20 protein-coding genes and 2 pseudogenes are annotated in these 25536 nt (G+C 38.2%); 14 read left to right on the top strand and 8 right to left on the bottom strand.

Features of this window, described 5'->3' with window-relative positions:
* Nucleotides 1–35: 35 nt before the first annotated feature.
* Nucleotides 36–911: an ROK family protein gene (locus NKG37_RS03840; RefSeq protein WP_254415828.1), complete on the top strand. Its 876-nt coding sequence runs from the start codon at nucleotides 36–38 to the stop codon at nucleotides 909–911.
* Between the two features lie 433 nt (nucleotides 912–1344).
* Nucleotides 1345–2337 carry an L-glyceraldehyde 3-phosphate reductase gene (mgrA, locus tag NKG37_RS03835; protein ID WP_254416363.1) on the top strand — a complete coding sequence of 331 codons (993 nt, stop codon included), beginning with the start codon at nucleotides 1345–1347 and terminating at the stop codon, nucleotides 2335–2337.
* Nucleotides 2338–3076: 739 nt separating this feature from the next.
* Here mgrA and NKG37_RS03830 read toward each other — a convergent pair.
* The 3 genes from NKG37_RS03830 to NKG37_RS03820 form a co-directional block, all read right to left on the bottom strand.
* A complete protein-coding gene (locus NKG37_RS03830) occupies nucleotides 3077–4348 on the bottom strand; it encodes an IS110 family RNA-guided transposase (RefSeq protein WP_169188709.1) in 1272 nt (423 codons plus the stop codon).
* A 327-nt stretch (nucleotides 4349–4675) separates the two neighbouring features.
* Nucleotides 4676–5869 (bottom strand): AGE family epimerase/isomerase, encoded by a 1194-nt coding sequence (locus NKG37_RS03825; protein ID WP_254415827.1) that lies wholly within the window; start codon nucleotides 5867–5869, stop codon nucleotides 4676–4678.
* 27 nt (nucleotides 5870–5896) lie between these two features.
* Entirely contained in the window at nucleotides 5897–7246 is a 1350-nt protein-coding gene (locus NKG37_RS03820; protein ID WP_254415826.1) for an MATE family efflux transporter, read from the bottom strand.
* A 160-nt stretch (nucleotides 7247–7406) separates the two neighbouring features.
* On the opposite strand from NKG37_RS03820, the gene NKG37_RS03815 reads away from it, so the two are divergent.
* The 5 genes from NKG37_RS03815 (at nucleotide 7407) to NKG37_RS03795 (ending at nucleotide 13308) form a co-directional block, all read left to right on the top strand.
* Nucleotides 7407–7718 carry a glycoside hydrolase family 113 gene (locus NKG37_RS03815; RefSeq protein WP_254415825.1) on the top strand — a complete coding sequence of 104 codons (312 nt, stop codon included), beginning with the start codon at nucleotides 7407–7409 and terminating at the stop codon, nucleotides 7716–7718.
* 341 nt (nucleotides 7719–8059) lie between these two features.
* Nucleotides 8060–9376, top strand: coding sequence for an ABC transporter substrate-binding protein (locus NKG37_RS03810; RefSeq protein WP_169189353.1), 1317 nt, complete (start codon nucleotides 8060–8062; stop codon nucleotides 9374–9376).
* 488 nt (nucleotides 9377–9864) lie between these two features.
* Nucleotides 9865–10749: a carbohydrate ABC transporter permease gene (locus tag NKG37_RS03805; protein WP_016203331.1), complete on the top strand. Its 885-nt coding sequence runs from the start codon at nucleotides 9865–9867 to the stop codon at nucleotides 10747–10749.
* A 67-nt stretch (nucleotides 10750–10816) separates the two neighbouring features.
* Entirely contained in the window at nucleotides 10817–11641 is an 825-nt protein-coding gene (locus NKG37_RS03800; RefSeq protein WP_205835847.1) for a carbohydrate ABC transporter permease, read from the top strand.
* Between the two features lie 395 nt (nucleotides 11642–12036).
* Nucleotides 12037–13308, top strand: a complete 1272-nt coding sequence (locus NKG37_RS03795) for an IS110 family RNA-guided transposase (RefSeq protein ID WP_169188709.1) — start codon at nucleotides 12037–12039, stop codon at nucleotides 13306–13308.
* A gap of 536 nt (nucleotides 13309–13844) precedes the next feature.
* Here the strand turns inward: NKG37_RS03795 and NKG37_RS03790 are convergent.
* The 3 genes from NKG37_RS03790 to NKG37_RS03780 form a co-directional block, all read right to left on the bottom strand.
* The gene (locus NKG37_RS03790; protein WP_016203329.1) at nucleotides 13845–14429 is read right to left on the bottom strand and encodes a hypothetical protein; all 585 of its coding nucleotides are present in this window, start codon (nucleotides 14427–14429) and stop codon (nucleotides 13845–13847) included.
* Nucleotides 14430–14541: 112 nt separating this feature from the next.
* A complete protein-coding gene (locus tag NKG37_RS03785) occupies nucleotides 14542–14709 on the bottom strand; it encodes a hypothetical protein (protein WP_156827804.1) in 168 nt (55 codons plus the stop codon).
* A gap of 49 nt (nucleotides 14710–14758) precedes the next feature.
* On the bottom strand, nucleotides 14759–15556 hold the full coding sequence (locus NKG37_RS03780) for a YtvA family blue-light photoreceptor (protein ID WP_016203328.1): 798 nt from the start codon (nucleotides 15554–15556) through the stop codon (nucleotides 14759–14761).
* 144 nt (nucleotides 15557–15700) lie between these two features.
* On the opposite strand from NKG37_RS03780, the gene NKG37_RS03775 reads away from it, so the two are divergent.
* The 3 genes from NKG37_RS03775 (at nucleotide 15701) to NKG37_RS03765 (ending at nucleotide 19203) form a co-directional block, all read left to right on the top strand.
* Nucleotides 15701–16609: a glycoside hydrolase domain-containing protein gene (locus tag NKG37_RS03775; RefSeq protein ID WP_254415824.1), complete on the top strand. Its 909-nt coding sequence runs from the start codon at nucleotides 15701–15703 to the stop codon at nucleotides 16607–16609.
* Between the two features lie 78 nt (nucleotides 16610–16687).
* Nucleotides 16688–17680, top strand: a complete 993-nt coding sequence (locus tag NKG37_RS03770) for a Gfo/Idh/MocA family protein (RefSeq protein ID WP_101729800.1) — start codon at nucleotides 16688–16690, stop codon at nucleotides 17678–17680.
* Nucleotides 17681–18087: 407 nt separating this feature from the next.
* Complete coding sequence (locus NKG37_RS03765) at nucleotides 18088–19203, top strand: IS4 family transposase (protein WP_016205139.1); 1116 nt, start codon at nucleotides 18088–18090, stop codon at nucleotides 19201–19203.
* Between the two features lie 969 nt (nucleotides 19204–20172).
* Here the strand turns inward: NKG37_RS03765 and NKG37_RS03760 are convergent.
* Together NKG37_RS03760 and NKG37_RS03755 are read right to left on the bottom strand one after the other, a co-directional pair.
* Nucleotides 20173–22065: a DHA2 family efflux MFS transporter permease subunit gene (locus NKG37_RS03760; RefSeq protein WP_212118088.1), complete on the bottom strand. Its 1893-nt coding sequence runs from the start codon at nucleotides 22063–22065 to the stop codon at nucleotides 20173–20175.
* A 9-nt stretch (nucleotides 22066–22074) separates the two neighbouring features.
* A pseudogene (locus tag NKG37_RS03755) lies at nucleotides 22075–22338 on the bottom strand (HlyD family secretion protein); the annotation flags it as partial.
* 38 nt (nucleotides 22339–22376) lie between these two features.
* Between NKG37_RS03755 and NKG37_RS03750 the strand changes: the two are divergent.
* The 4 genes and pseudogenes from NKG37_RS03750 to NKG37_RS03735 all read left to right on the top strand — a co-directional run.
* Nucleotides 22377–23240: pseudogene (locus NKG37_RS03750) on the top strand (ATP-binding protein); the annotation flags it as partial.
* Nucleotides 23240–23785: a transposase gene (locus NKG37_RS03745; protein ID WP_254415823.1), complete on the top strand. Its 546-nt coding sequence runs from the start codon at nucleotides 23240–23242 to the stop codon at nucleotides 23783–23785. The pseudogene NKG37_RS03750 and the gene NKG37_RS03745, both read left to right, overlap by 1 nt.
* Nucleotides 23786–24036: 251 nt before the next feature.
* Nucleotides 24037–24522: a sigma-70 family RNA polymerase sigma factor gene (locus NKG37_RS03740; RefSeq protein WP_169189322.1), complete on the top strand. Its 486-nt coding sequence runs from the start codon at nucleotides 24037–24039 to the stop codon at nucleotides 24520–24522.
* A gap of 119 nt (nucleotides 24523–24641) precedes the next feature.
* Nucleotides 24642–25379, top strand: coding sequence for a sensor histidine kinase (locus tag NKG37_RS03735; protein WP_254415822.1), 738 nt, complete (start codon nucleotides 24642–24644; stop codon nucleotides 25377–25379).
* Nucleotides 25380–25536: the final 157 nt, after the last annotated feature.

Here is a 25536-nt window from a genome sequence, read left to right as displayed (position 1 = left end):
TAAGAGTGAAAGCGCACACATGAGGGGGTGTTCATATGTCTTTATTAGTAATGGATATAGGCGGGTCTTCCGTAAAGTTTGCTGTATGGGAAAAAGAACAACTAGTGGACAAAGGCTCTTTTGTCACTCCCAAAACTTGGGATGAGATGAAACAAGAGATGGTTCAGCTAAAAGGAAAGATGGACGCTAAATATACTATTGATGGTGTTGCATTCAGTGCTCCAGGTGCGGTGAATCAGAGTAAAGGTGTGATTGAAGGGGCAAGTGCCGTTCCTTATATCCACCACTTTCCGGTTTTTTTCGAGTTAGAGAAGTTATTAGGCTGTCCGATTTCAATGGAAAATGACGCCAATTGTGCTGGGCTTGCGGAAGTATGGAGAGGTGCAGCAAAAGGACTGCAAAATGTGCTATTTGTTGTGATTGGTTCAGGAATAGGAGGCGCTGTTATCGTTGATGGTAAAGTCCGCCACGGAAAACATCTATTTGGCGGTGAATTTGGCTACATGCTCCTTAAAGAAGATAAAACGTTCAGTGATCTAGGCACCGCCGTGAATATGGCAAAACGCTATTCTAAACGAATGGAATTAGAAACCGAATTAAGCGGCAAGGAAGTATTTGAACTCGCAGAACAAGGAGATGAAATCGCAAAAGAAGAGGTTGAAACGTTCTATCACTACTTAGCAATAGGCATCTATAATCTGCAGTACAGCTTTGATCCAGAGAAAATCATTATTGGCGGCGGCGTCTCCAGTAAAGAAGGACTACTTGACGAGCTCAACGTTCATCTAGCAAAAGTAGTAGAAAGCGCAAAAATTGCCCCATTTATCCCGGAAGTAGCTATTTGCGAGTTTCAAAACGACGCTAATTTAATTGGTGCTGTTTATAATTATGAGCTTGCTTTTGGGAAGTAGGGATCGCAAGAAAAAGTGCCGGAGTCGCAAATAAAGTGTGAGAGTCGCAAGAAAAAGTGCCGGAGTCGCAAGTAAAGTGGTGAAAGTCGCAAGAAAAAGTGTCGGAGTCGCAAGTAAAGTGTGAGAGTCGCAAGAAAAAGTGTCGGAGTCGCAAGTAAAGTGGTGAAAGTCGCAAGAAAAAGTGTCGGAGTCGCAAGTAAAGTGGTGAAAGTCGCAAGAAAAAGTGCCAAAGTCGCAAATAAAATCGCCAAACCTACAATTAAACTAGGAAAATGCGCATATAAAACTGCTAAGCTCACAAACAAACTGGCACGGTTCCGCCGAAGTGGGGACTAACCACCAAATGATCTGCCTAAATTCGAATAAATCGTTAGTCCACTTTGTTATTTTTTTTTCAAAAAGTAGCAGTTAAATAATTTGAGAAGAGGGATACATTATGTATATTGCAGACGAAAATAGATATGAGAAGATGTTGTATAATCGTGTTGGGAAAAGTGGGTTGAAATTATCGGCGTTGTCTTTAGGGTTATGGCATAATTTTGGGGATGTTGATTTGTTTGAGAATGGGCGTGCCCTTGTGAGAAGAGCGTTTGACTTAGGGATTACGCATTTTGACTTGGCGAATAACTATGGGCCTCCTGCTGGTAGTGCGGAAGAAAACTTTGCGAAGATTTTGGAAAGAGATTTAAAGCCGTATCGCGATGAACTGATTATTTCTACAAAAGCGGGTTATGGGATGTGGGCTGGTCCTTATGGAGATGGTGGCTCGAAAAAGTATTTAGTCGCTAGTCTTGACCAAAGCTTAAAGCGAATGGGACTTGATTATGTCGACATTTATTATCATCATCGTCCTGATAAGGAAACACCTTTAGAGGAGACTGCGGAAGCATTGGATTTATTGGTACGTCAAGGAAAGGCTCTATATGTTGGCGTTTCGAACTATTCGCCAGAGCAAACTAGGGAGATTGCTGAAATTTTTGCAGCGAAAAAAACGCCATTCATTATTCATCAGCCGTCCTATAGCATGTTTAATCGCTGGATTGAAGATGGTTTGAAGGATGTACTGGTGGAAAAACAGCTCGGGGCAATTGCTTTCAGTCCGCTTGCACAAGGGTTATTGACAGATCGTTATCTAAATGGCATTCCTGAAGATTCTCGTGCAAACCGAGAAACGGGATTATGGCTACATAAAGAAAATGTTAACCAGACAATTGGTAAAGTGAAAGCATTAAACCATATTGCCAAAGAAAGAAGGCAAACACTTGCGGAAATGGCTGTTGCCTGGATTTTACGCGATGGCATTGTAACAAGCGTTCTAATAGGGGCGAGTAAAGTAAGCCAAATTGAAGACAACGTGAAGGCATTGGACAACATTCACTTTAGCGAAGAAGAACTTGCTGCGATTGACGAGGTGCTAAAAGGATAGAAGATAAGAGGCTGGGACAAAACTAGATAGCCAATCTGTAAAGACGAACAATCTCTAATTTATCACTTAAATAAAGGTTCCTTTTATACAATGGTTATTTATGTTTTTAAATATAGTCAAGTGTAAAAACTAATTCGTTCCATTGCGCTACAGAAACTCGCTTTCCGCGGGGAGCAACCTAAGCCTCCTCGGCTAAAGCCTGTGGGGTCTTAGGTTTTGCTCTACTTCCCGCAGGAGTCGAGTGTCTTCCGCTCCATTCCACTCTGTTTTTAAAGGCAATTCCCTAAAAAATATTGTTTTTTTAGAAAAAATGAATTAGTAGGAAATATGGAGCAGCCTGAATACACGTAGACTCCCTCCGGAAAAGTTGATATACCAACGTTTGTAGTAGATTATTGGTGAAATAAAAAATTTTTTTTAACTTATTTCAGACTTATCACAGGTGGTTTTCCCCATTTTATAAAATAACTGGGAATGAAGAAGACGCTTCGCTAGAGTCAATAGGGATTAATTGACAAAGGTACATTATTTGATGCACTTTGGTCTCTACTATTCTTACGAGAACGTACCCTCCCATGTCTCTTAGCGTCGCGCGCTTACATTCCTTCGTTTGGTTTCATCATAAGGTAGAGGCTGGCATCCTGCTCCTATATAGACTCTAAGTCGTATGTCTTTTTATAAGCCAGCTACTGTGTCATCTTGTGAATTATTTTTTACATTAAGCTCTACCTTGGATATGTTAGGCGGGGAAGACGGAAATATCCTGTCTCATCCGTTCTCCATCAAACAAAACTTCTTGGTGACTTAACCCATGAAATACTTTCAATAGTTTACTACAGAGTATAACAAGTGCTTCTTTTTTCTTTAGTGGATTATTTGTCCTGGTAATATAATATTGATATAAATCGTGAAAGACCTTATTGTTTCGTATTAAAGGGAGTACTGCCCGATAGAGAAGCGATCGTAGTTTTCTTCTCCCTCGCTTTGAAAGACTTTTTCGACCAATATACTTTCCAGAAGAATTTTCTCGTAATGTTAATCCCGCTAATTTTATGAGTTGGCGTGGATGTTGATAATTCTTTAGAGATCCTACTTCTGACAGTAAATCAATCACTGTCTCTTCCCCAATACCCGGAATCGATAAGAGATAGTGAAATTCAGCTAGGTCTTCCACCATGTCTTTTAATTCTTGATTCACTGTTTCTAACTGATTTGTATATAGTTCATATTTTTGTATCAACATAACAATTTCCAGTCGTGCCATTTCAACGCCTTCTGTTAAGCCGATGGATTGTTCTGCCGCCTTTATTAATTTGGCTATTTTGGATCTTGCTGGATAGGCCAGCTGTTCTTTCTCTCGATAGAAAGTGATCAACTCTTCTACCTCTCGTCCTACTAAGTCTACTGGTAAAGGCGTCTGTTTTAACACCGCACAAGCATTCTTTCCTAACTCCTTAAAAGCAGTATAAAATTCAGGGAAATATCGGTCTGTCCATCGAATGATCTGGTTTTTTACTTTCGCTATTTCTTTCTTCACACTCCCCCGAATAGAAGATCCTTGTCTAAGTTCTGCTTCTATTCCTTCTAGCTTGCGAATAGAACTAAAATAGCCGTTTGTGATTAATTTGGCAATAACTCTCGCATCTTTCTTATCATTCTTTGTTTGGAGATTGTCATCCATTTCCTTCGATCGTTTTACATGTAAGGGATTCACAATGACGTAACGAATGCCTTTGGAGGCAAGAAATGCAGCGAGATTCATCCAATAATGACCTGTAGGTTCAAAACCGATCAAAAGATCCTTCTTTCCCTGTTTCTTCATCAATTGATGTAAGTGAATATAAAATTGTTGAAAGCCTTGATTAGACTGATGGACGGCGAAGGATTTACTTAATTCCCGTCCTCTATCATCCACTGCACAAGCATAATGCGTTCTTTTTGCTATATCAATGCCAATGATAAGAGTAGAATTAGTGACTTGATTTATTTTTTGATTACGTTTATTATTCATAGTAGATTCTCCTTGCTGCGTATTGATTGGCGTTGATACATGCATCATATAGGAGTATCTTTTTTTATGCAAGCCCCTAAAACTACCCCCACAGGAATGCTCCTATGGGAGCTGCGAGAAAGTCCGAGACCCTGCAGGCCATAGGCCGAAGCGGCTCGGCGCTCGCCCCATGGAAAGCGAAGTGTATTCAGGCTGCGGATATTAACACTAACTGTACTGAAACAGCCTTCTATAAAACTAATAAAACCCGAACAATCATTTAGGATTATTTGATAGTTGTTCGGGTTTATCTATGACTGGAATACTTATTTCCCAGCCTCTTTCCTTTTAATAACTTAAACGTTTAATCATTTCTAAGCACATCCGAGCATTATGGTATGGGCATTTCCATGAATCGACGATGTTTTCTTGTGAATAGTATTTAGTATCACGCAGGGAAGAAATAACTTCACCATTTGCATCAATGCGGGAGTACCATTCTCCACCTTCGCGCTGATCATGGATAGATGCTTGAATGTATTTCCATACATCTTCACTATACATTAAATAGTTTGGAATATTCGTTAATTCATAGGCGTTGTGGAAGCCGATTACTGCTTCGGCTTGGCCCCACCAGACTCTTGTAGGGTGAATGAAATCATTTGCCTTGTAATCCATTAGGGATCCATCATCTGCGAGTCCCTCTCTTGCAACCTCAAGTGCCATAAGCTTATTTATTTCCACGATCTCGGGACGATCAAGCTTTGTTACTGTTAAAGCTTCTGTTAAAAGCCAGCTCGTTTCAATATCGTGGCCAAATGAGAAAGTATCCTTAATGCTATTCAAATTTGGATCAAAGGCAGCTTGGCAATAATGCTTTTCATGGTCGAAAATATGAGTATGGAAAAGGGTTAATAGATTATCGATTTTACTTAATAGCTTTTCGTCAGGCCAAATTTGATAGAGTGTCGTATAAGCTTCGATAATATGCAAATGGCTATTTGTTGTAAAAGCAGCCTCCGCACCTTCATTTAATAAAACATTTTCCTTCTTCGTCCAATCGGCATGAAACTCTTCCAGATACCCATTCAAGGCTTCAGAATAGCAAATATTTTCAATGAGGTAAAACAATTTTTGTGCTAATGCTAATACTTCCGTATCTTTAGACACCTTATAATACTCACTTAAGCCATACAGTGCAAAGCTTTGTGCATAAACGTGTTTTGATGAAAGAACAGGATTGCCTTTATAATCAACGAGCCAATAGATGCCACCATTTTCATGATCCCAAAGCTTATTTTTCAAAAATTCATAGGCATGATGGGCTGCTTCTAAATAGGCTGGGTCTTGTTTGTACTGATATGCAGCGGAAAAGGTCCACAAGTTTCTAGCACCTAAAACGCCTCCTTTATGGGCTTCAGGATGAATCTTGAGATTGTAATCAACGACTCCATAAAAACCGCCATTCTCCTTATCTACTAAATTCAACCAAAATGGCAGTATGCGATTCTCTAACTCTTCGATAAACTCTACTTTTTTCATCGTAACTCCTCCTCTTTTTTACACTCTTTACCCTTCAACGATATTGCGAATCCATTTTTTCGTATAAGTTCTTTTTATTCCCAAGAAAGCTCGAATAAAATCATGGGAGTTAGCAAGTGCATAGACAGCAAACAAAGGTAGCTGGAAGTATACGCCTAATGCCGCAAGTGGCAGACCTATGAGCCACACGCCGATCGTATCTAACCACATCACGTATTTTGTATCTCCACCGGCACGAAGAATGCCTACATTGTTAATATAATTTAAATTTTTCGCAAGCGAATAGGGAATATATACAAATATAATTCCGTAAACAAGTTGTTCTACTTCTGGGGTAAGTTGATAAAGAGATAATACATGTGGCAGCGCAATCAGAATTAGAATTCCAACGACAACAGAGGTACCCGTTGTAATCCGGATGAAATTCTTAGCATACTGAAATGCCCCTTTCTTATCATTTGCTCCAAGCTGGTTTCCAATCATTACCGCTGAGGCATCACTTATTCCAGTAAATATACAGGTGCAAATAAAAATAATCGGATCAATCATCGAAATAGCGGCTGTTTGATTTGTACCCATCGACGCATACAGCCAGAAAAATAGTGTATCGCCGAGTGTCCACGTACCATGGTTGATAATTGATGGCATCGTGATTTTAAAATAATGCTTGCTTAAACTGCTTCGGAAAACATCGAGATTCTTTTTAATAATCGATAAAGAAATGAACTCTTTTTTTACAAGGAGCATAAATAAAAGACCTGTTTGGATGATCCGCGCAATTAGCGTAGCAATCGCAGCTCCTTCGACCCCTAAAGCAGGCGCCCCGAAGTTACCGTAAATTAAGACATAGTTTAATAGGGTATTAACTAATAAAGCAATTACGCTATAGTAGGTCGGTTTCCGTACCTCGCCTGTTGTTTTTAAAGCGATTACAAAAATCATCGATAAAGCAGTAAAAACATAGGAGTAACCAAGGATATGAAGGAATTCGCCTCCCAATTGTTTAACAGACATATCCGATGAAAAGAAGCCAAGAATCGGATAGGAGAAAAACTGGGTCAAAAGCGTAAAGAAAAGGGAGAAAATCATGGTGAGTACGCTTACAAAAATAACAGAGCGACTAATGCCATTTTTATTTCTGGCCCCCCAGTATTGTGCACAAAAAATCGTCGCGCCACTAGCAAATCCCTGTAGCAGAATTGTTGGAATTTGCGTAAATTTATTGGCGATACCGACAGCGGCAATACTATCTACTCCGAGTCTACCTACCATAATCGAATCAATTATATTCAGACCCGAAGTAATCAAAAGCTGAATGGTTATAGGAATCGTGAAATACAACATTTTCCTATAGTATTCTTTCTTGCTATCTTCCATTCTGTCACTTTCTTTCTATTAAATTGTCTATTTTTTCTCCCGATTGGTTCTTTACATATCAGAAGTCGAAATATATAATTAATTTACAACAAAAGTATAGACAATTCAATATAGAACTTTATATTTATATAGGTTTATAGATGAAAAGGAGAGAATCTCGATGGAATTCATTAAAGGTTTTAGCTTTGGATTTATGAACAAAAGGGGAGAATGGCAAGACGCAAGAACAAAAGAATCACTACAGTTGTTAAAAGAAAGATGTGCGGTTGAGCATATTGTCCTTACTGTTGTTGCAGAGCAGGATACCCCACAATCCATCACTATCAATTGGAGGAATCATCCGAATGTAGTTAGTGATGAAGAAACGATAGAATTAATTGAATGCGCTAACAAAATGGGTTTGAAGGTTATTTTAAAACCAATGGTAAACGTTTCGGACGGCACATGGCGTGCCCATAGTAATTTCATCTAGCGGCTATTATCCGATTGATGCGTGGGAAACACAATGTTCATCGAGGGGGTCAAATCAAAGTAAAGCTGGGAGAGCAAGCAAAAGGTAACATGGCAAGGTTATCAAAGCCTGTTTAGTAGCAAGTATCTCAAATAAAAAACCAACTACTATCTCAAAAAACAACAAAATGTATACGCTTAACCACTCATAAAACAACGGAAAATATTTGTACTTACTTTTATAATAAAAGTCTATACAAATGAAAATATCCATGGTAGAATATGTTTGTAAGCGCTTAATGATAGGGTTTTCAGAATAGCTTCAACTCTTTATATGACCTAATTATTTGGAGGGAAAATAGAATGGGGATCAAAAAAAGTAACAAACTATTTCGTTTTGGCCTAATTGCTAGTGCAGCTGCGTTAATGCTGGGTGCTTGTAGTAGTGATTCGGACAAGCAAGGAGAAAAAGGCGCAGACGGTAAAGAGACAATCACTTTTATTAACCACAAAACAGACTGGTCTGGGAATGGGAAATGGGATGAATACATTGCTGAATTCAATGAAAAACATCCTGACATTGAAGTGAAAGTAGAGACAATTACTGACTATGCTGGCCAAATGCAAATTCGTATGAATTCAAAAGACTACGGCGATGTATTAATGGTTCCAACAACTATTAAGCCAGAAGACAACACAAATTTCTTTGAGCCACTTGGTGATCAGAAAGAATTAGAAGAAAAATACTTACTATTAACAGACCGTGCATATGACGGAGTATCATACGGTATTCCTATTGCAGTAAATACAACAGGTGTACTTGTCAATATGAAAGTGTTCAATGATGCTGGAATCACCGAATTCCCAAGAACACCAGAAGATTTCATAGCAGCATTAGGAAAAATTAAAGAATCCAATCCGGATAGTACACCATTATATACAAACTATGCTTCTAACTGGGCAATGTCTAACTGGGATTTCGTACGTGAATCCGCAGCAGGAGATCCAAACTTCACGAATGAGCTAACAACAGATAAAACGCCATTTGACGATGGAAAGCCAATGAATACTATCTACAAATTACTTTATGATACGGTAAAAGAAGGCTATTCAGAAGCGGACCCAACAACGACAGATTGGGAACAATCTAAGCAAGATCTTGCTGATGGAAAAATCGCAGCAATGGTATTAGGAAGCTGGGCAATTGAACAGGTTCAAGCATTAGCAGAAAATCCAGAAGATATCCAATTTGCGGCATTCCCAACAACACATGATGGAAAACAATATACTACAATTGGTGGAGACTACAATATCGGTATTAACGTAAACAGCAAGCATAAAGAAGCAGCGCGTACTTTCTTAGATTGGTTTGTAGAAGAGTCTAACTATGCTGCTGATACTGGTGGTATTTCTCCAAAAGTTGGAGCACAACTACCTGCTGCTCTTAAATCAATGGAAACAGCTGGCGTGGAATTCTTCCAACCAACCCCTGCACCTGCTGGAAAAGAATCATTATTTGCTGATATTAACAACAGCTCTGAAATTGGTTTAGGCACAACAGATGCAACGAAACAACGAATCGTGGATTCTGCAAAAGGAAACACGAAAGAATCTTTTGAAGATATCATGAAAGACCTCAACGAAAAATGGGGCAAAGCAATCGAAGAAGTTGGTCAATAAACCAAAAAAGCAGTTACATGCTCATGGTTTAATGAGAACGATTAGAACACAACAACAACAGATAACAGATAGAAAAACAACAGTTTTAAAGAATGGAGGGTTATCTTAAAAGAGTCAATCTCTTAAGGTAACCTTCGTTATTATAAGTTTTTGTAAAAATCATTTTTTAGACGGAACACAGCAGAGAGTAGCATCCATACTTTGTAGCTATTATTTATCCACTCTTAACGGACAGTAAGACTCAACCGTAAGCTTATAAGAATACGAGGAAGATCAACTGTCCGTAAAGGTCCGAATGGTTCAACTAACCATCAGTGGGGGAGGAAGGAAAATCCCCACTGATGGAAGTTTCACTTTATTCCTTTTACATTGCTATAACAAAAGAGAGTTCCGTTCTAGGTAGTTTTATATTTTGCTCCGGCGCCGATGGAGGTGAATAAGTTTTCCATAAATAGGCGTTATCGAAAGAATAAAGAGGTGTAGGCAAGATGAATAAAATTAAATTGGGGTACGATGGGCAAAGAAGATTAATCATTGTATTGTTCTCCGCACTACCAGTATTTTTGCTTTTGTTATTTTCATATTATCCTTTATTTAAAATGGTACAGTATAGCTTTACAAACTGGAATGGAATAAGTCCAACAAGTGAAAGTGTTGGCTGGGATAACTATATTCGAATTTTTACTACTCCTGAATATTTCTCCGTTTTTAAAGTAAGTTTATATTATTTCTTTGCAACATTCGTGCAATTAGGAATCGCATTATATTTTGCAACGGTTTTAACCTTTAAAGTGAAATTTGCGAATCTTTGGAAAGGGATTCTTTTCTTCCCATACTTATTGAATGGGGTAGCAATTGGGTTTATTTTCTTATACTTCTACAAAGGTGGAGGGACGTTAGATACTGTTTTATCTTTCTTAGGATTAGAAGATCAAATCCGTTTATGGTTAGGAGATCGCTCGATTAATAACGTTTCGATGGCATTTACGTCGATCTGGCGTTATATGGGCTTTAACTTCATTATTTTTCTTGGTGCTATTCAGTCTATTGATTCAGAAATTTATGAAGCTGCAGAGATTGATGGAGCAAATCGCTGGCAGCAATTCCGATATATTATCATGCCAAGCATTAAACAAATCATCTTCTTAAATATTATTCTCGGTATTAGCGGATCACTAAGCGTATTCGAAATTCCTTACATTATGACAGGCGGATCAAATGGTACAAAGACATTCGTTATCCAGACGATTGACACTGCATTTAAGTTCAGCAAAGTCGGATTAGCCTCTGCGATGGCATTAGTATTACTTGTTATTGTCATTGTTGTGACCTTGCTGCAGCAATACTTAACAAGAGAGAAAGGAGCGAAATAGTATGAAATCACAAGCAGGATTTGAAAAACAAACAGGAATAAAAAGCGACAATGGATTAACGACTGCGATGATGATAAAGAATATCCTTGGATTTTTCGTCAAATATGGAAGCTTATTACTCGGAGCAGCCGTTGCTATCGTACCTGTTTTAGTTGTGATTATCGGCTCCTTTAAAACCAAACAGGAATTTTTGACAACAGGTGTCTTAGAATTGCCGAAGAATTTTACTTTCAGCAATTACGTAACCGCATTTATCGATGGGCAAATGCTTACTGGTTTTAAAAATACGATTCTTATCTTTATCGCATCGATTATTGGAAAACTCCTTTTAGGAACAATGATAGCTTATGTTCTTGATCGCTTTAATTTCAAAATGAAGAAGGTTATTCTAGCACTATTCCTTCTGGCAACACTCATACCGGGTATTACAACACAGGTGGCAACTTTCCAAATCATTAATGGAATGGGTTTATTCAATACCATTTGGTCTGTGATTGTGCTTAACTTAGGAACAGATGTAATTGCCGTTTATATCTTCCTACAATATTTGAAAAACATTCCTGTTTCGCTAGACGAAGCAGCAATTTTGGAAGGAGCATCATATTTTACCATCTATCGTAAAATCATTCTTCCATTATTAAAAGCACCGATGATCACCATCCTAATCATCAGTGGCGTAGGAATTTACAACGATTTCTATAACCCGTTTCTTTATATGCCGTCACCAGACTTGAAGGTTATTTCAACTGCACTATTTGCCTTCAAAGGTCCATACGGCACAGATTGGCCAGTTATCCTAGCAGGTGTCATCATCGTTATCCTGCCAATTTTAATCGTGTTCCTGACATTACAGAAACACATTTATAATGGAGTATCTGGTTCAGTCAAATAAAACTAATTTTAAGAGTGCTGCTGCGTATTATTTATAAAAACAAGAAAATAGTTAATAAAAAAGAGGCTGGGACATAAGTATTCCAGCCAAGGATAATTCCGAACAATTATACGAAGATGCTAATGAATGTTCCGTATAATTGTTCGGGCTTTTATTTGTTTTTCAAAGGATGTTTCCATGAAGTTTGGTGCGATTCCCCGCAGCCGGAATACACTTCGCTTTCCATGGGGCTCGCGCTGAGCCGCTTCGGCCTGTGGCCTGCAGGGTCTCAGACTGTCTCGCTAATCCCATAGGAGCATTCCTGTGGGGGTAGTTTTAGGGGCTTGCATAAAAAAAGATACTCCTATATGATGCATGTATCAACGCCAATCAATACGCAGCAAGGAGAATCTACTATGAATAATAAACGTAATCAAAAAATAAATCAAGTCACTAATTCTACTCTTATCATTGGCATTGATATAGCAAAAAGAACGCATTATGCTTGTGCAGTGGATGATAGAGGACGGGAATTAAGTAAATCCTTCGCCGTCCATCAGTCTAATCAAGGCTTTCAACAATTTTATATTCACTTACATCAATTGATGAAGAAACAGGGAAAGAAGGATCTTTTGATCGGTTTTGAACCTACAGGTCATTATTGGATGAATCTCGCTGCATTTCTTGCCTCCAAAGGCATTCGTTACGTCATTGTGAATCCCTTACATGTAAAACGATCGAAGGAAATGGATGACAATCTCCAAACAAAGAATGATAAGAAAGATGCGAGAGTTATTGCCAAATTAATCACAAACGGCTATTTTAGTTCTATTCGCAAGCTAGAAGGAATAGAAGCAGAACTTAGACAAGGATCTTCTATTCGGGGGAGTGTGAAGAAAGAAATAGCGAAAGTAAAAAACCAGATCATTCGATGGACAGACCGATATTTCCCTGAATTTTATACTGCTTTTAAGGAGTTAGGAAAGAATGCTTGTGCGGTGTTAAAACAGACGCCTTTACCAGTAGACTTAGTAGGACGAGAGGTAGAAGAGTTGATCACTTTCTATCGAGAGAAAGAACAGCTGGCCTATCCAGCAAGATCCAAAATAGCCAAATTAATAAAGGCGGCAGAACAATCCATCGGCTTAACAGAAGGCGTTGAAATGGCACGACTGGAAATTGTTATGTTGATACAAAAATATGAACTATATACAAATCAGTTAGAAACAGTGAATCAAGAATTAAAAGACATGGTGGAAGACCTAGCTGAATTTCACTATCTCTTATCGATTCCGGGTATTGGGGAAGAGACAGTGATTGATTTACTGTCAGAAGTAGGATCTCTAAAGAATTATCAACATCCACGCCAACTCATAAAATTAGCGGGATTAACATTACGAGAAAATTCTTCTGGAAAGTATATTGGTCGAAAAAGTCTTTCAAAGCGAGGGAGAAGAAAACTACGATCGCTTCTCTATCGGGCAGTACTCCCTTTAATACGAAACAATAAGGTCTTTCACGATTTATATCAATATTATATTACCAGGACAAATAATCCACTAAAGAAAAAAGAAGCACTTGTTATACTCTGTAGTAAACTATTGAAAGTATTTCATGGGTTAAGTCACCAAGAAGTTTTGTTTGATGGAGAACGGATGAGACAGGATATTTCCGTCTTCCCCGCCTAACATATCCAAGGTAGAGCTTAATGTAAAAAATAATTCACAAGATGACACAGTAGCTGGCTTATAAAAAGACATACGACTTAGAGTCTATATAGGAGCAGGATGCCAGCCTCTACCTTATGATGAAACCAAACGAAGGAATGTAAGCGCGCGACGCTAAGAGACATGGGAGGGTACGTTCTCGTAAGAATAGTAGAGACCAAAGTGCATCAAATAATGTACCTTTGTCAATTAATCCCTATTGACTCTAGCGAAGCGTCTTCTTCATTCCCAGTTATTTTATAAAATGGGGAAAACCACCTGTGATAAGTCTGAAATAAGTTAAAAAAAATTTTTTATTTCACCAATAATCTACTACAAACGTTGGTATATCAACTTTTCCGGAGGGAGTCTTCGTGTATTCCGGCTGCTCTGTTTTTCCAACTAATTATATTTCCTCTTGTAAAAAGTATGCGAAAGCAGCCGCTATTTACTAGCTATATTAGAAATTGTTCGTCTTTACAGAGTATCTATTTAGTTATGTCCCATCCTCTTTTGGTTTATTTCACCTTAGGCACAATATATTTTGTCAAAAAAATCGTCAGTGGCGGAGCAAAGAAGATGAATACTAGCAAATTAATACGAACGAGAAAACTAATTGCAATTAATGTTGCGAGAATGATAATGCTATTAAAGAAACGACGAATACATGTGTCAAATGCAAGGGCATAAATCCATTTTTTCTCCCCATTGCCCCTCGGAGGATCAGCAAGAAAATAGATGCAGTAAATATAATAAATCCATGCAAAAAAAGTGAAGAAAACAAGTGGGAATTGAAAAAAGCCAAGTACTGGGCTCACCACAATTAAAGAATAGTAAACCGAAATCAGACTAATAATGGTAAGAAAAAAGACAATAAAGGAAAGCGATTTATTATCTTTATGTTTCTGGTAAGCCTCCTCGAAGGCAATACGAATGCTATATTCTACCTCGTTATGAATGCTCTCCATGCTATGAATCAGACCAATGCCAGCAGGAACTAAGCCATACACTAGACCGCCACGAAAAAGATATATCCAAAAATAAAACCCAGCAGTCGTATACTGAGCGACTGTGTTGATGAAAAGTATAATCTTATTATTCAATATGTTCACCCTTTTTCATGTCTATATGATAGTTATACATGTAAACGGAAACATAATCAATAGAGATTTAGCGGAGAAAGGGGAAAGGATTTTATCCCTGTTCCCCATAGATTTAAAAATGAAAGGTATTCTTTTTCAACCGATTAACAATATATTCAGCTTGAACAATCATAAATAGAAAAAACAACGGGATAGCTATCCAAACAAGCTTGCGATGCCACTGCAAATTACGGTGCAAGAGAAAGGTAGAGAATAAATTCGTCAGCAGAAAATTAGTCATAAAAAATCACCCTTTTTTTCTTAGTGTGAGAAGAAAGGGTGATTATTATTCAATCATCAGTAGCTGAAATAGCTTCAAGCGCATCCCGACATGTTGGGTAAACACGCATATTTAACTTCTTTCCATATGTATATTCAATCGTATCAATTGCCATGTTGACTTGCATACCGGTAATAATTAGTTCTGTGCCCATGAGCGCAAGGATATCTTTAATCCGGATAATTCCTTGTTGAACAGTTTCATCATATTTAAGCAGTCCTTGTAAATCGATTATAAAATAGTTTTCTTTTGTTCTAGCGGCATATTCCGCAATATTGGTGACCATCTGGCTAAAACGTTCTTCGGTTAAATTGCCGATAAGGGGAAGAACAGAGGCATTTTTTTGCACAGAAATAATTGGTGTCGATAAGTTATTAATTTCATCTATGTATTCCTTAATAAGCTGCTCCGATTCCTTTTGAACGGTAATATCTTTTTGAATGCCGACAAAGAATAACTTCTTTTCCTCACCAATATAGATAGGATAGAGCGACAGTTCATTCCAGAACATTTCTCCATTTTTTCGATAATTCTTTAATGTAACCACAATGGATTCTTTCTTCGCAATCGCATTTCGAAGGTGTTGAAGCTGGGGCTGATCTTTGGCTCCTTGTTGTAAAAAACGACAGTTCTTTCCTAAAATATCAACCGCTTGATAGTTGGTTAGTGTTTCAAAGCCTTTATTGACATAAATAATAGGATTATCTTCTAAGCTAGGGTCTGTAATGACAATCCCTGCACCGACACGGTCGATAGCTTCTTTGATAAATGTATCTCGGAAAATCTGTGAATAATCATATTGTCTCACTTTAGTCGCCCCTTTCTTCTTCCAGTATAACAGTTTCAAGGATTGGCGACATGGATGAGCAGGTAACATTTCTGTTACAAGCCAAAATTCAGCTGACCTTTTATTAGCTTTTTTTCTATATAAAAAGAAAAAGGAGTGATAAAGATGACACTAGGATTTGATTGTGCTACCAAATTAATAGAGAAAATGGCAAAGGATTTAAAAGGAGCAGGATTCCGCTATGCGGCACGATATTTAGGAGACAGCTGGAAGTCATTTGACAAGAAAGAGGCAGAGATTATCCAAAAGACAGGAATAAAACTAATTAGTATTTTTCAAAAAAGCGCTAATAAACTTTCTTATTTTACGGAAAAGCAGGGAATAGTGGATGGAAAGGATGCAGAAAAGTGGGCGAAGGCAGTCGGGCAACCTGAGGGAACGGCCATCTATTTTGCCGTTGATTGTGATGTGGCAGGGAAGCAAATGCAGCTAATTCAAGCTTATTTTTCAGCAATAAAAAAACAGTTAAGGTCATATAAAGTAGGGATATATGGTTCCTATGCAGTGATGTACGCATTGCGGGATTATGCTGATTATTTTTGGCAAACTTATGCGTGGTCGCGCGGAGAAATCGCTCCCTTCATTCATATGTATCAACATGAAAATAATATTATCATAGAAGGCGTTAATATCGACCGAAATCGAATTATGCAAGAGCCTGGATATTGGGGAACAGAAGTGGTACTGACGAGTAAGTATACGGTACGACAAGAAACTGATGCATTCCTGACAGCGGCAGATGCCAAATCTGGTCAAAATAAAAGAGGAACCGTCAAACCAGGAACATATACGATTTTTAATACCTCCCAAGGGATGATAAATGTTACAACGGTAGCAGGAAAGCCCGGATCTTGGATTAACCCACAAGAAGAAACGATCCATATTGTCTCAAGTGGCGAAACATTAACGAAAATCGCCAAAACATATGGTACCACTATTTCAGCAATCCAAGCAAAGAATCCACAGATAAAGAATATTAATCTTATTTATACTGGGCAAGTAATAAAAATTTGAATTGACTAGACATATTTATAAAAAATAAAGGGTTTTAAAAATAGAATAGCGAATAAGAAAGGGAGGTGAAAAATAAAAATGAAATTGATAGAAAATGAAGTTCGTTGGGGAATTATTGGCTGTGGAGATGTAACAGAGGTTAAGAGTGGACCAGGCTTTCAATTAGCAGAAAATTCAAAGCTAGTCGCAGTCATGCGAAGAAATGGAGAATTGGCAAAGGATTATGCCGAGCGTCATAATGTTCCAAAATGGTATGACAATGCGGAAGCCTTGATCAACGATCCAGAAGTAGACGCGGTTTACGTCGCTACTCCACCAGCTTTTCATAAAGAATACACAATCCTTGCCGCAAAAGCAGGCAAACCAGTGTATGTAGAAAAACCGATGGCAAGAAATTATCAAGAATGCCTAGAGATGATTGAAGCATGTAAACAAGCAGATGTCCCTTTATTTGTCGCTTATTATCGACGAGCACTTCCTCGTTTTCTTAAAATAAAAGAAATTATTGATAGTGGTGTATTAGGGGATATTCGATTTGTGCGAACGATTCAATATCAACCTGCCTTAAAGGACGATCAAGCATGGAGAGTGCAACCAGAACTTGCAGGCGGTGGTCTTTTCCTTGATCTAGCAAGCCATACATTGGATATTCTAGATTTTCTACTAGGTCCAATTAAAGAAGCGAAAGGATTCGCAACCAATCAAAATGGCAGCTATCAAGCAGAAGATATAGTGACCTGCAGTTATCTATTTGAGTCAGGTATTCACGGAACAGGCACATGGTGTTTCAGTGCCCATGACCACATCGATGAAAATGAAATCATTGGAAGCAAAGGCAAATTAACCTTCGCAACCTTTGGCAATGGTCCCATTACATTAACAACACCAGAGACAACGGAAGAGTGGGTAATAGAAAATCCCCGTCACATTCAGCAACATTTGATTCAGTTAATGGTGGATGAGTTAACTGGAAAAGGTACTAGTCCAAGCACTGGAATCAGTGGCGCAAGAACAAACTGGGTAATGGATCAGTTGATTAAGGGATATTATGGAGGAGAAGCATCTCGTTAGGAGGTGCTTCTTTTTTGTTTTGGGAGAGGAAGTTTGTTTAGTGCAGGAGAGCTATTTTATCTTAAAAGTTTTTTTAAATTCAGCTATGCCAATAAACAGCATCCAAATGCTCAATGGAATAAATACAATCACAAAAACTATCTCTGTAATCATATCTACACTAACTAAAATTAAAAGAAAGATGGTCACTATAGTTGCGTAATAGAATCTATTAATTTTCATCACCTTTTCTTAAGGAAATAGTTTACATTAAATATACAATATTACACTAGTGTTGCATTAATTTAATTTCACTATTAAAAATACTCGAAATGTTCACTTTTATTATTTTATGCATAGAAAAAGTCCTTTATAATGGATAAGTCAGGTGGTAACCCGTCCAAATCCACTAAAAAAGGACCAATCTCATGGACAAGATTACACGAAAAACTTCATTTGGACAATGGTTTTCGCCAATTAATCTTCAATTATTTGAAGAACAGGTGAAAACATTGAAATTAGATTGCTATACGAAAAAGTTAACGACAGAATCATTCCTAAAACTATTACTTTTTGCACAATTAGAAGAAGTTGAAAGTCTTCATGCGTTAAGTGATTGCCTTTTTGATGATCATCTTCAAAAGGAAATCGACCTTGATTCTATAAGCATTTCTCAGCTCTCGCGCCGTTTAAATGGTCTAAATCCAGATTTGTTTCAAAGACTTTTCCTTGATTTAGTCGGACAAATTCACGCCAAAACACACTACACAAAACTTGTCATGCCGTTAAAAATTATTGATTCAAGTACTTTGCCACTAAATTTGACCAATCATAAATGGGCGAAGTTCCGCAAAACTAAGGCAGGCGTAAAGTTACACTTACGCCTTGTATTTATGGAAAAGGGAGAATCCTATCCCGAAAAAGCCGTGATGACAACGGCAAGCGAACACGATCGTGGTCAACTTGAGATTATGGTTGACGATAAAGAATGCATGTATGTGTTTGACCGAGGTTATCTAGACTACGAGCGTTTTGATCGCATGACCGATGAAGGCTACTTTTTTCTTTCTAGGCTACGAAAAAACGCAGTCGTACGGGAGGTTTATGATTTTAAACTACCCAAGGATTCATCTGTTTTGTCGGATCAAATGGTGTTGATTGGTACAACTCAAAACCGAGCTGAAAACTATTTTCGACTTCTAAAAATAATAGATTCAAAAGGTAATGAACTTCATTTAATCACAAATCGTTTTGACTTAAGCGCCGAAGAAATATCGGAAATGTATAAATCACGATGGGCAATTGAGCTGTTTTTTAAATGGATTAAACAACATCTCAATATCAAGAAATTCTACGGTCAAAGTGAATGGGCGATTCAAAATCAAGTGTTTATCGCACTTATTGTTTTTTGTCTTCATGTTCTGGTACAACTCGAAACAAAAAGTAAGCGGAAAACCTTGCAAATTAGCCGTTATTTAAGGGCATCATTGTGGAAACCAGCACATGTCTGGCTTCGCAAAATTGAAGGAAAAGCCATCCCTTAATCAACAAATTGTTGTCGTTGCACAGGTCTAATTGTAAATAAATTTCCAAATGGACAGGAGCCGCCTTTAGAAAGGTAATTACTTTTTTGGCTCTAAGTAGAGTAAACAATTAAACTGAAAATTATGACACTATTTACGCAACACTAGTGACAATATTATATAAAATGTGAAAATGGGATAAAGTATGAAATAGTTTAAGGGGAATCCGCGTTGAAAAAGGTGATCATTAGAGATGAAAGCCACTTTTAAGGTAATCTTCGAGGAAAGTGGCGTTCATCAAGGGAATGAAAGCCACTTTTAAGATAATCCCGGAAGAAAGTGGGGTTCATCAAGGGAATGAAAGCCAGATTTAAGGTAATCCCCGAAAAAGTGGTGTTCATTAAAGAAATGAAAGCCAGATTTAAGGTAACCTTCGAGGAAAGTGGCGTTCATCAAGGGAATGAAAGCCACTTTTAAGGCAATCCCGGAAGAAAGTGGGGTTCATCAAGAAAATGAAAACCAGATTCAAGGTAATCCCCGAAAAAGTGGTGTTCATTAAAGAAATGAAAGCCAGATTTAAGGTAACCTTCGAGGAAAGTCGCGTTCATCAAGGGAATGAAAGCCAGATTTAAGGTAACCTTCGAGGAAAGTCGCGTTCATCAAGGGAATGAAAGCCAGATTTAAGGCAACCCTCGAAAAAAGTGGCGTTCATAAAAGAAATGAACCCCACTTTTAAGGCAACCCTCGAAAAAAGTGGTGTTCATAAAAGAAATGAACCCCACTTTTAAGCTAACCTCCGAAAAAAGTGGGGTTCATCAAGAAAATGAAAACCAGATTCAAGGCAATCCTTGAAAAAAGTGGCGTTCATAAAAGAAATGAACCCCACTTTTAAGGCAACCCTAAGTAAAAATGACCTTCATAAAATCTCAGTCCCCATACCTACGCCAAAAAATCCCGAAGCATCACGCAATGTCTCGGGATTTTTCAAATTTAATTCTCTTTCGAACCTGTATTAGCTCTTCGGATAAAGAACGATAGAACCAATGCAACACTAGCAATAATCGTTGCCACAATAAAGGCGTCGTTAATGCCGCTAATCGTAGATGCTTGTGCTGCTTTTCCATAGATAGTGGAAATAGCTAAGGTTTGGCCAGCTCCTGTTGGTAATCCAGTAAGGCCTGCTAAACCTTGACCCAGCTGTGCAAACTTCTCTGCGATATAGGGATTTGCTGAAGAGATAATATTGTTATAGTTATCTAAATGAAAGGCTGTGCGATTTGTCATGACTGTAATTAAAAAGGCGGTACCGATACTTCCTGCTACAGTTCTTGCTGTATTGGAGACAGCAGTACCGTGGCTTGTTAAGCTTAATGGAAGTTGATTCATTCCTTCTGTCATAACGGTCATCATAATAAAGGACATCCCGAACATCCGGAAAATATAGAGCATCATTAAATGGGAATAGGATGTTTGCATCGTTAATTGTGTGAATCCCCATGTAGTGAGCACCGTAATAATCAAACCGATAATTGCAAGCGGTCTGGCGCCAAAGCGGTCAAAGAGTTTTCCAGCAATCGGCGACATAATCCCCATGATAATCGCACCTGGTAACATTAATAATCCGGAATCTAGTGCAGTGAATCCGCGGATATTTTGCAAGTAAATTGGTAAAAGCAGCATTGCTGCAAACATTGCCATATTTACAATCATGCTTATTAATGTTGTTAAAGTAAAGATACTATATTTGAATACACGTAAGTCGACCATAGGAGCATCGGTTGTAAGTTCTCTCCAGACGAACAGGCATAAGAAGATAACACCAATTATTAGAGAAAGAACGACAACTTTGCTGTCCCAGCCGTTATTCCCAGCTTCACTAAATCCGTAAAGCAAGGAGCCTAGACCGACTGTACAAGTAATAAAGCCGATTGTATCAAAGACTGGATTCGAAACTTTTGTTACATCTTTCATCCATGCAATTGCGATAATTAAATCGAGAATACCAATTGGAATTACAAGCTCGAATAACACTCTCCAAGAATAGTGACCAATTAACCAGCCTGATAACGTTGGACCGATGGCAGGGGCGAAAATCATTACAACACCCATGATCCCCATTGCTGTTCCGCGTTTTTCTGGCGGGAAAATAATTAAAAAGACGGTCATTAAAAGTGGCATTAATAAACCTGCACCTGCTGCTTGGATGATGCGTCCGATTAATAGCATCGAAAATCCAACAGAGGTAGCACAAACAACAGAACCAATCGTAAAAGCGGAAATCGCCGCAATAAGTAATTTCCTTGTGCCTAGTTTATTAATCAAAAATGGGGTGATTGGAATAAACACGCCATTTGTCAGCATATATCCAGTGGATAGCCATTGGACCGTGCTTGTTGATACATTTAAATCATTCATAATATGTGGAATCGCCACATTTAATAAAGTCTGGTTAAGAATTGCAACAAACGCACCTAGCATTAAGGCGACAATTACTTTGCTGCGGTTTATTTCTTCGGTAGTTTCTAATGGTTTATAAGGAGCTTTTGTTTTGGATTCTTTAGCTTCAGCTAGGTGATCCTCTTCGTCCGCTATTGCTTTATTAGATTCCATAGCTTCGGCTACGCCATCTTCTATGTCAGGCTTCGCTTTATCAGCTTCCTCATTCATAGCCTCCGCGTGTTCTCCCATATCAACTTCCTTAGACGGTTTTACCGGTTCCACCATATCCGCTTTTTCAAGGGATGACGGAATGTCGTTTTCCCTTTTAGCATCTTCTATTACGCTGTCTGGTTTAGCTACTGTCTTCTTTTTTCGTAAAAAAAGATTGATGATTAGTAGGAGAAGTAGGCTTCCTATAATATAGCTTGTGATGTAAGTGGTCATATCCATCACCTACTTATGAATTCTTACGGAAACGTTCATACCTGGGATTAGTTTTAGACCGCCGTAGTTATCAATAGAGATTGTTACGGGAATAACTTGTGTTTCTTTTGTATAGTTTCCTGAGCTGTTGTTGCTTGGCAGAAGGGAGAAGGTGCCTGCTGTTGCAAGTCCTAGACTGTCTATTTTCCCTGTTAATACGGTATCTGGGTAAGCATCGATATATAAATCTACTTCTTGGCCGACTTTTACTTTGTTGATGTCTGTTTCATCGACATATTATTGGATTCTTTGGATTTGCCGTGCATATGTTTCCTGGTTGTGGAAAGAGCTTGTTAGCTGAATCTTTTCCTTCCATCCTACCTTCATTAACAAATCAAGCACAACTCGAAGTGATGAGTTTGTATCAGCTTGCTCGTGAAAAACGCATCCATGTTCCATCTGTTCCTTTCAGACATCCCCACCATTCTGCTTCTGCTGTCGCCATTATTGGTGGTGGGGCGAACCCTCGACCAGGTGAAATTTCGATGGCTCATCATGGGATTCTTTTTCTCGATGAGATTGCAGAATTCTCTAAAAAAACGCTTGATATGCTCCGTCAACCACTCGAAACAGGTGAAGTAACCATTAGTCGAGCGCATTCTACTGTGACGTATCCAGCTTCTTTTATCCTAATAGGTGCTATGAACCCTTGTCCATGTGGATACCTCGGTTCTCTTCAGCATTATTGCACCTGTTCCCAAAAGCAAATTCAAGCCTACCGAAATCGGTTGTCAGGTCCTATCTATGACCGAATGGATATCCTCTTATCCTTACAATCGGTAAATGTTAACCAGGACTCCGCAACACAAGAATCTTCTAATGATATTCGTAAAAGAGTGGAAAAAGCGCGCATGCGCCAGTATGATCGGTATCAACAAGAAATATCCAATGCAAAGGTTCCGTTTGAAACCATAGTGGAAACAAGTCCCTTGACAACAGCACAAAAAAAGACGCTTACTCAAATTTCTTCTAAGCAAAATTGGAGCAATCGTGTTCAGATTAAAATTATCAGACTCGCAAGAACCATTTCTGATTTAGCAGGGGATGAAAGAATAGCGGATCAAGCCATTTGGGAAGCGATGACCTTAAGACGCTGGGGGCAGAATAAACAAACGACGATTGCGAGGGAGAAATGATGCCCTATAAGAAAAGAGTATATATACCAGAGCGATTTTATCATATTGTTTCCCGGGGGAATCGACGTGATCCCTTGTTTCGGAATGCCAGTGATTTTCAAGCTTTTCTTCATATCCTAACTCAACTCTACGAAAAGTACCCCTTTGAAATCGCCTCTTATTGCCTCATGAATAATCATTTCCATTTCCAATTGCGTTCTAGTGAAGTACCCATCTCAAAGCTAATGGCACTAATCAATAAACGTTATGCCAATTACTATAACACCAAATACCGTTTAACTGGCCATGTCTTTGAAAAACGTTTTTATGACAAAGTTATTGAGAACAAAGAAGGTATGTTAGAAGTTAGCCGTTATATACACCTTAACCCAGTAGAGGCGAGGATGGTTAAGCTGGCAGAATACTATCCTTGGAGTAGCTATCAATATTATAAGAAGGATTCGACAGTACCTTGTTTTATGAATGTGAATTTTTTACTAGATTATTATGAAGGGACACCGACACAGAAACGGGAAAAGTATTGTTGTAGCGTAACCTTTAATTAATATAAATTCAGGTGTCAGACACCGCGAAAAGTCTATTATCTTTCTCAAGAAGAATATCCAATAAAAGTAGATTATTACTATTTATCAAGTATCCCCCACTCAAACTTCAAGTTTAACATCTATTATTAAAGCTTCTTTCCTCTTTTAAGCTAGATACTTTCTTTTCCTTCCATCGAAGTATGTATCTTCTTTCTATAAAGTAAAGGTACCTAGGAATAACAAGAAAAGTGCTTTTCTAAAAGGAACCGATAATGGAAGGAAAGACGTATGATCAATTAGTCGAGGAGTTTACGCCGATGATCCATCATATGATGAAAAGGATGACTATTTATAAAGATAAGCAAGAGTTTTTTCAAATTGGGTTAATCAGTATTTGGGAAACAATGTCTACATTTGATGAAGAAAAAGGCAAATATAGCAATCATTTATATCGGCATATGCAAGGCAGATTTCTCGATGAATTGAAGCGCCGCACAAGAGAGGCGGAAAGAAGTGCTTATCCAAGTGAAGAGTTTTGGGAAGTAATGGAAAGCCCTATTTTATACAGAGAAGAAGAGGACTATATAAAAGGACTTTGTTATGAATTAAACGAAGGAGAAACAAAGTGGGTCATGTTTACCTTTATTGAACAGTTAACAGTTAAAGAGATTGCGAAGAAAGAACAGGTTTCTCCTTCAGCAGTTAAATGGTGGAGGAAAGGAGCGAAGGAGAAGTTGAAGCGGACGTTGGGCTTGTGAGGGAATCGGAGGGACGGTTCGGACCGTCCCTCTGCTTCCGTTCCATTGAACGGCCAACCTGATTCCGTTGCTCATTTTGACAAAAAAAGTTATGCTTAACGGAAAAAGGATTGTTTGCTATGGTTATTTTTTTTGGTATTTTGATAGTAAGTCTATTAATTCCGATTATTGCTTTGGTCTTGCTGAGTATTATGAAACTACTTAATCAGGAGTTTGATTATTTACATATGGAGAATAAACAAATTCAATTAGAAAAGCAGCTGCAGCAAATGGAGTATGAACAGCTCAGTCAAAAGATTCGTCCGCATTTTTTGTTTAATAGTTTAAATGCGATGATGTCCCTTGCTCGTTTGAAGCGAAATGATGATCTCATAACAGCTATGGAGCAATTTTCTTTATTTCTAAAGTATCAGCATGCAAATCAGACAGCGCTTGTCTTATTTGAAAGGGAATTATTCCATACAAACAATTACTTATCGATTCAGCAGCTTCGTTTTGGAAAAAAGCTTACGATCACGTATGAGCTAGATGAACGAGCCTATCAAACCCAGCTGCCGTCTTATACGTTACAAACGCTTGTAGAGAATGCCTTTAAGCATGGCTTGGAGAAAAAACGTGGCGAAAAGCATTTGATGATTGCCTTAAAGCGACATGGTGATTGGGTGAGATTAACAGTTTCTGATAATGGGGATAGAGCGATTGAGCAAAAAAGTGGGCATGGAACAGGGTTGGAAAATATTAAAAAACGGTTGGAATTATTATTTGAAATGTACACAGATGTTTCATTAAAACGTAAAGATAACGCAACAGAGGCAACAGTCATTTGGCCATATACGGTAGTGTCAAAAGATTTATGAAAACTACCTAAAGGGTTAGTTTCTCTCCTATTTACTGGATGGAGATGCGCCGCAATCGCTCTTGACAAACACGCCAATGGTTTGAGGATTGTTTAACAAGGGAGAAGGGAACAAAAGAAGGCATACCAAATAAGCCCTTGGTTGTTTCCATTTTAAA

Origin of the sequence: Niallia sp. RD1, assembly GCF_024219955.1 — a bacterium.
Taxonomy (GTDB): domain Bacteria; phylum Bacillota; class Bacilli; order Bacillales; family Cytobacillaceae; genus Niallia; species Niallia alba.
This window is presented reverse-complemented; position numbering and strand designations above follow the sequence as displayed.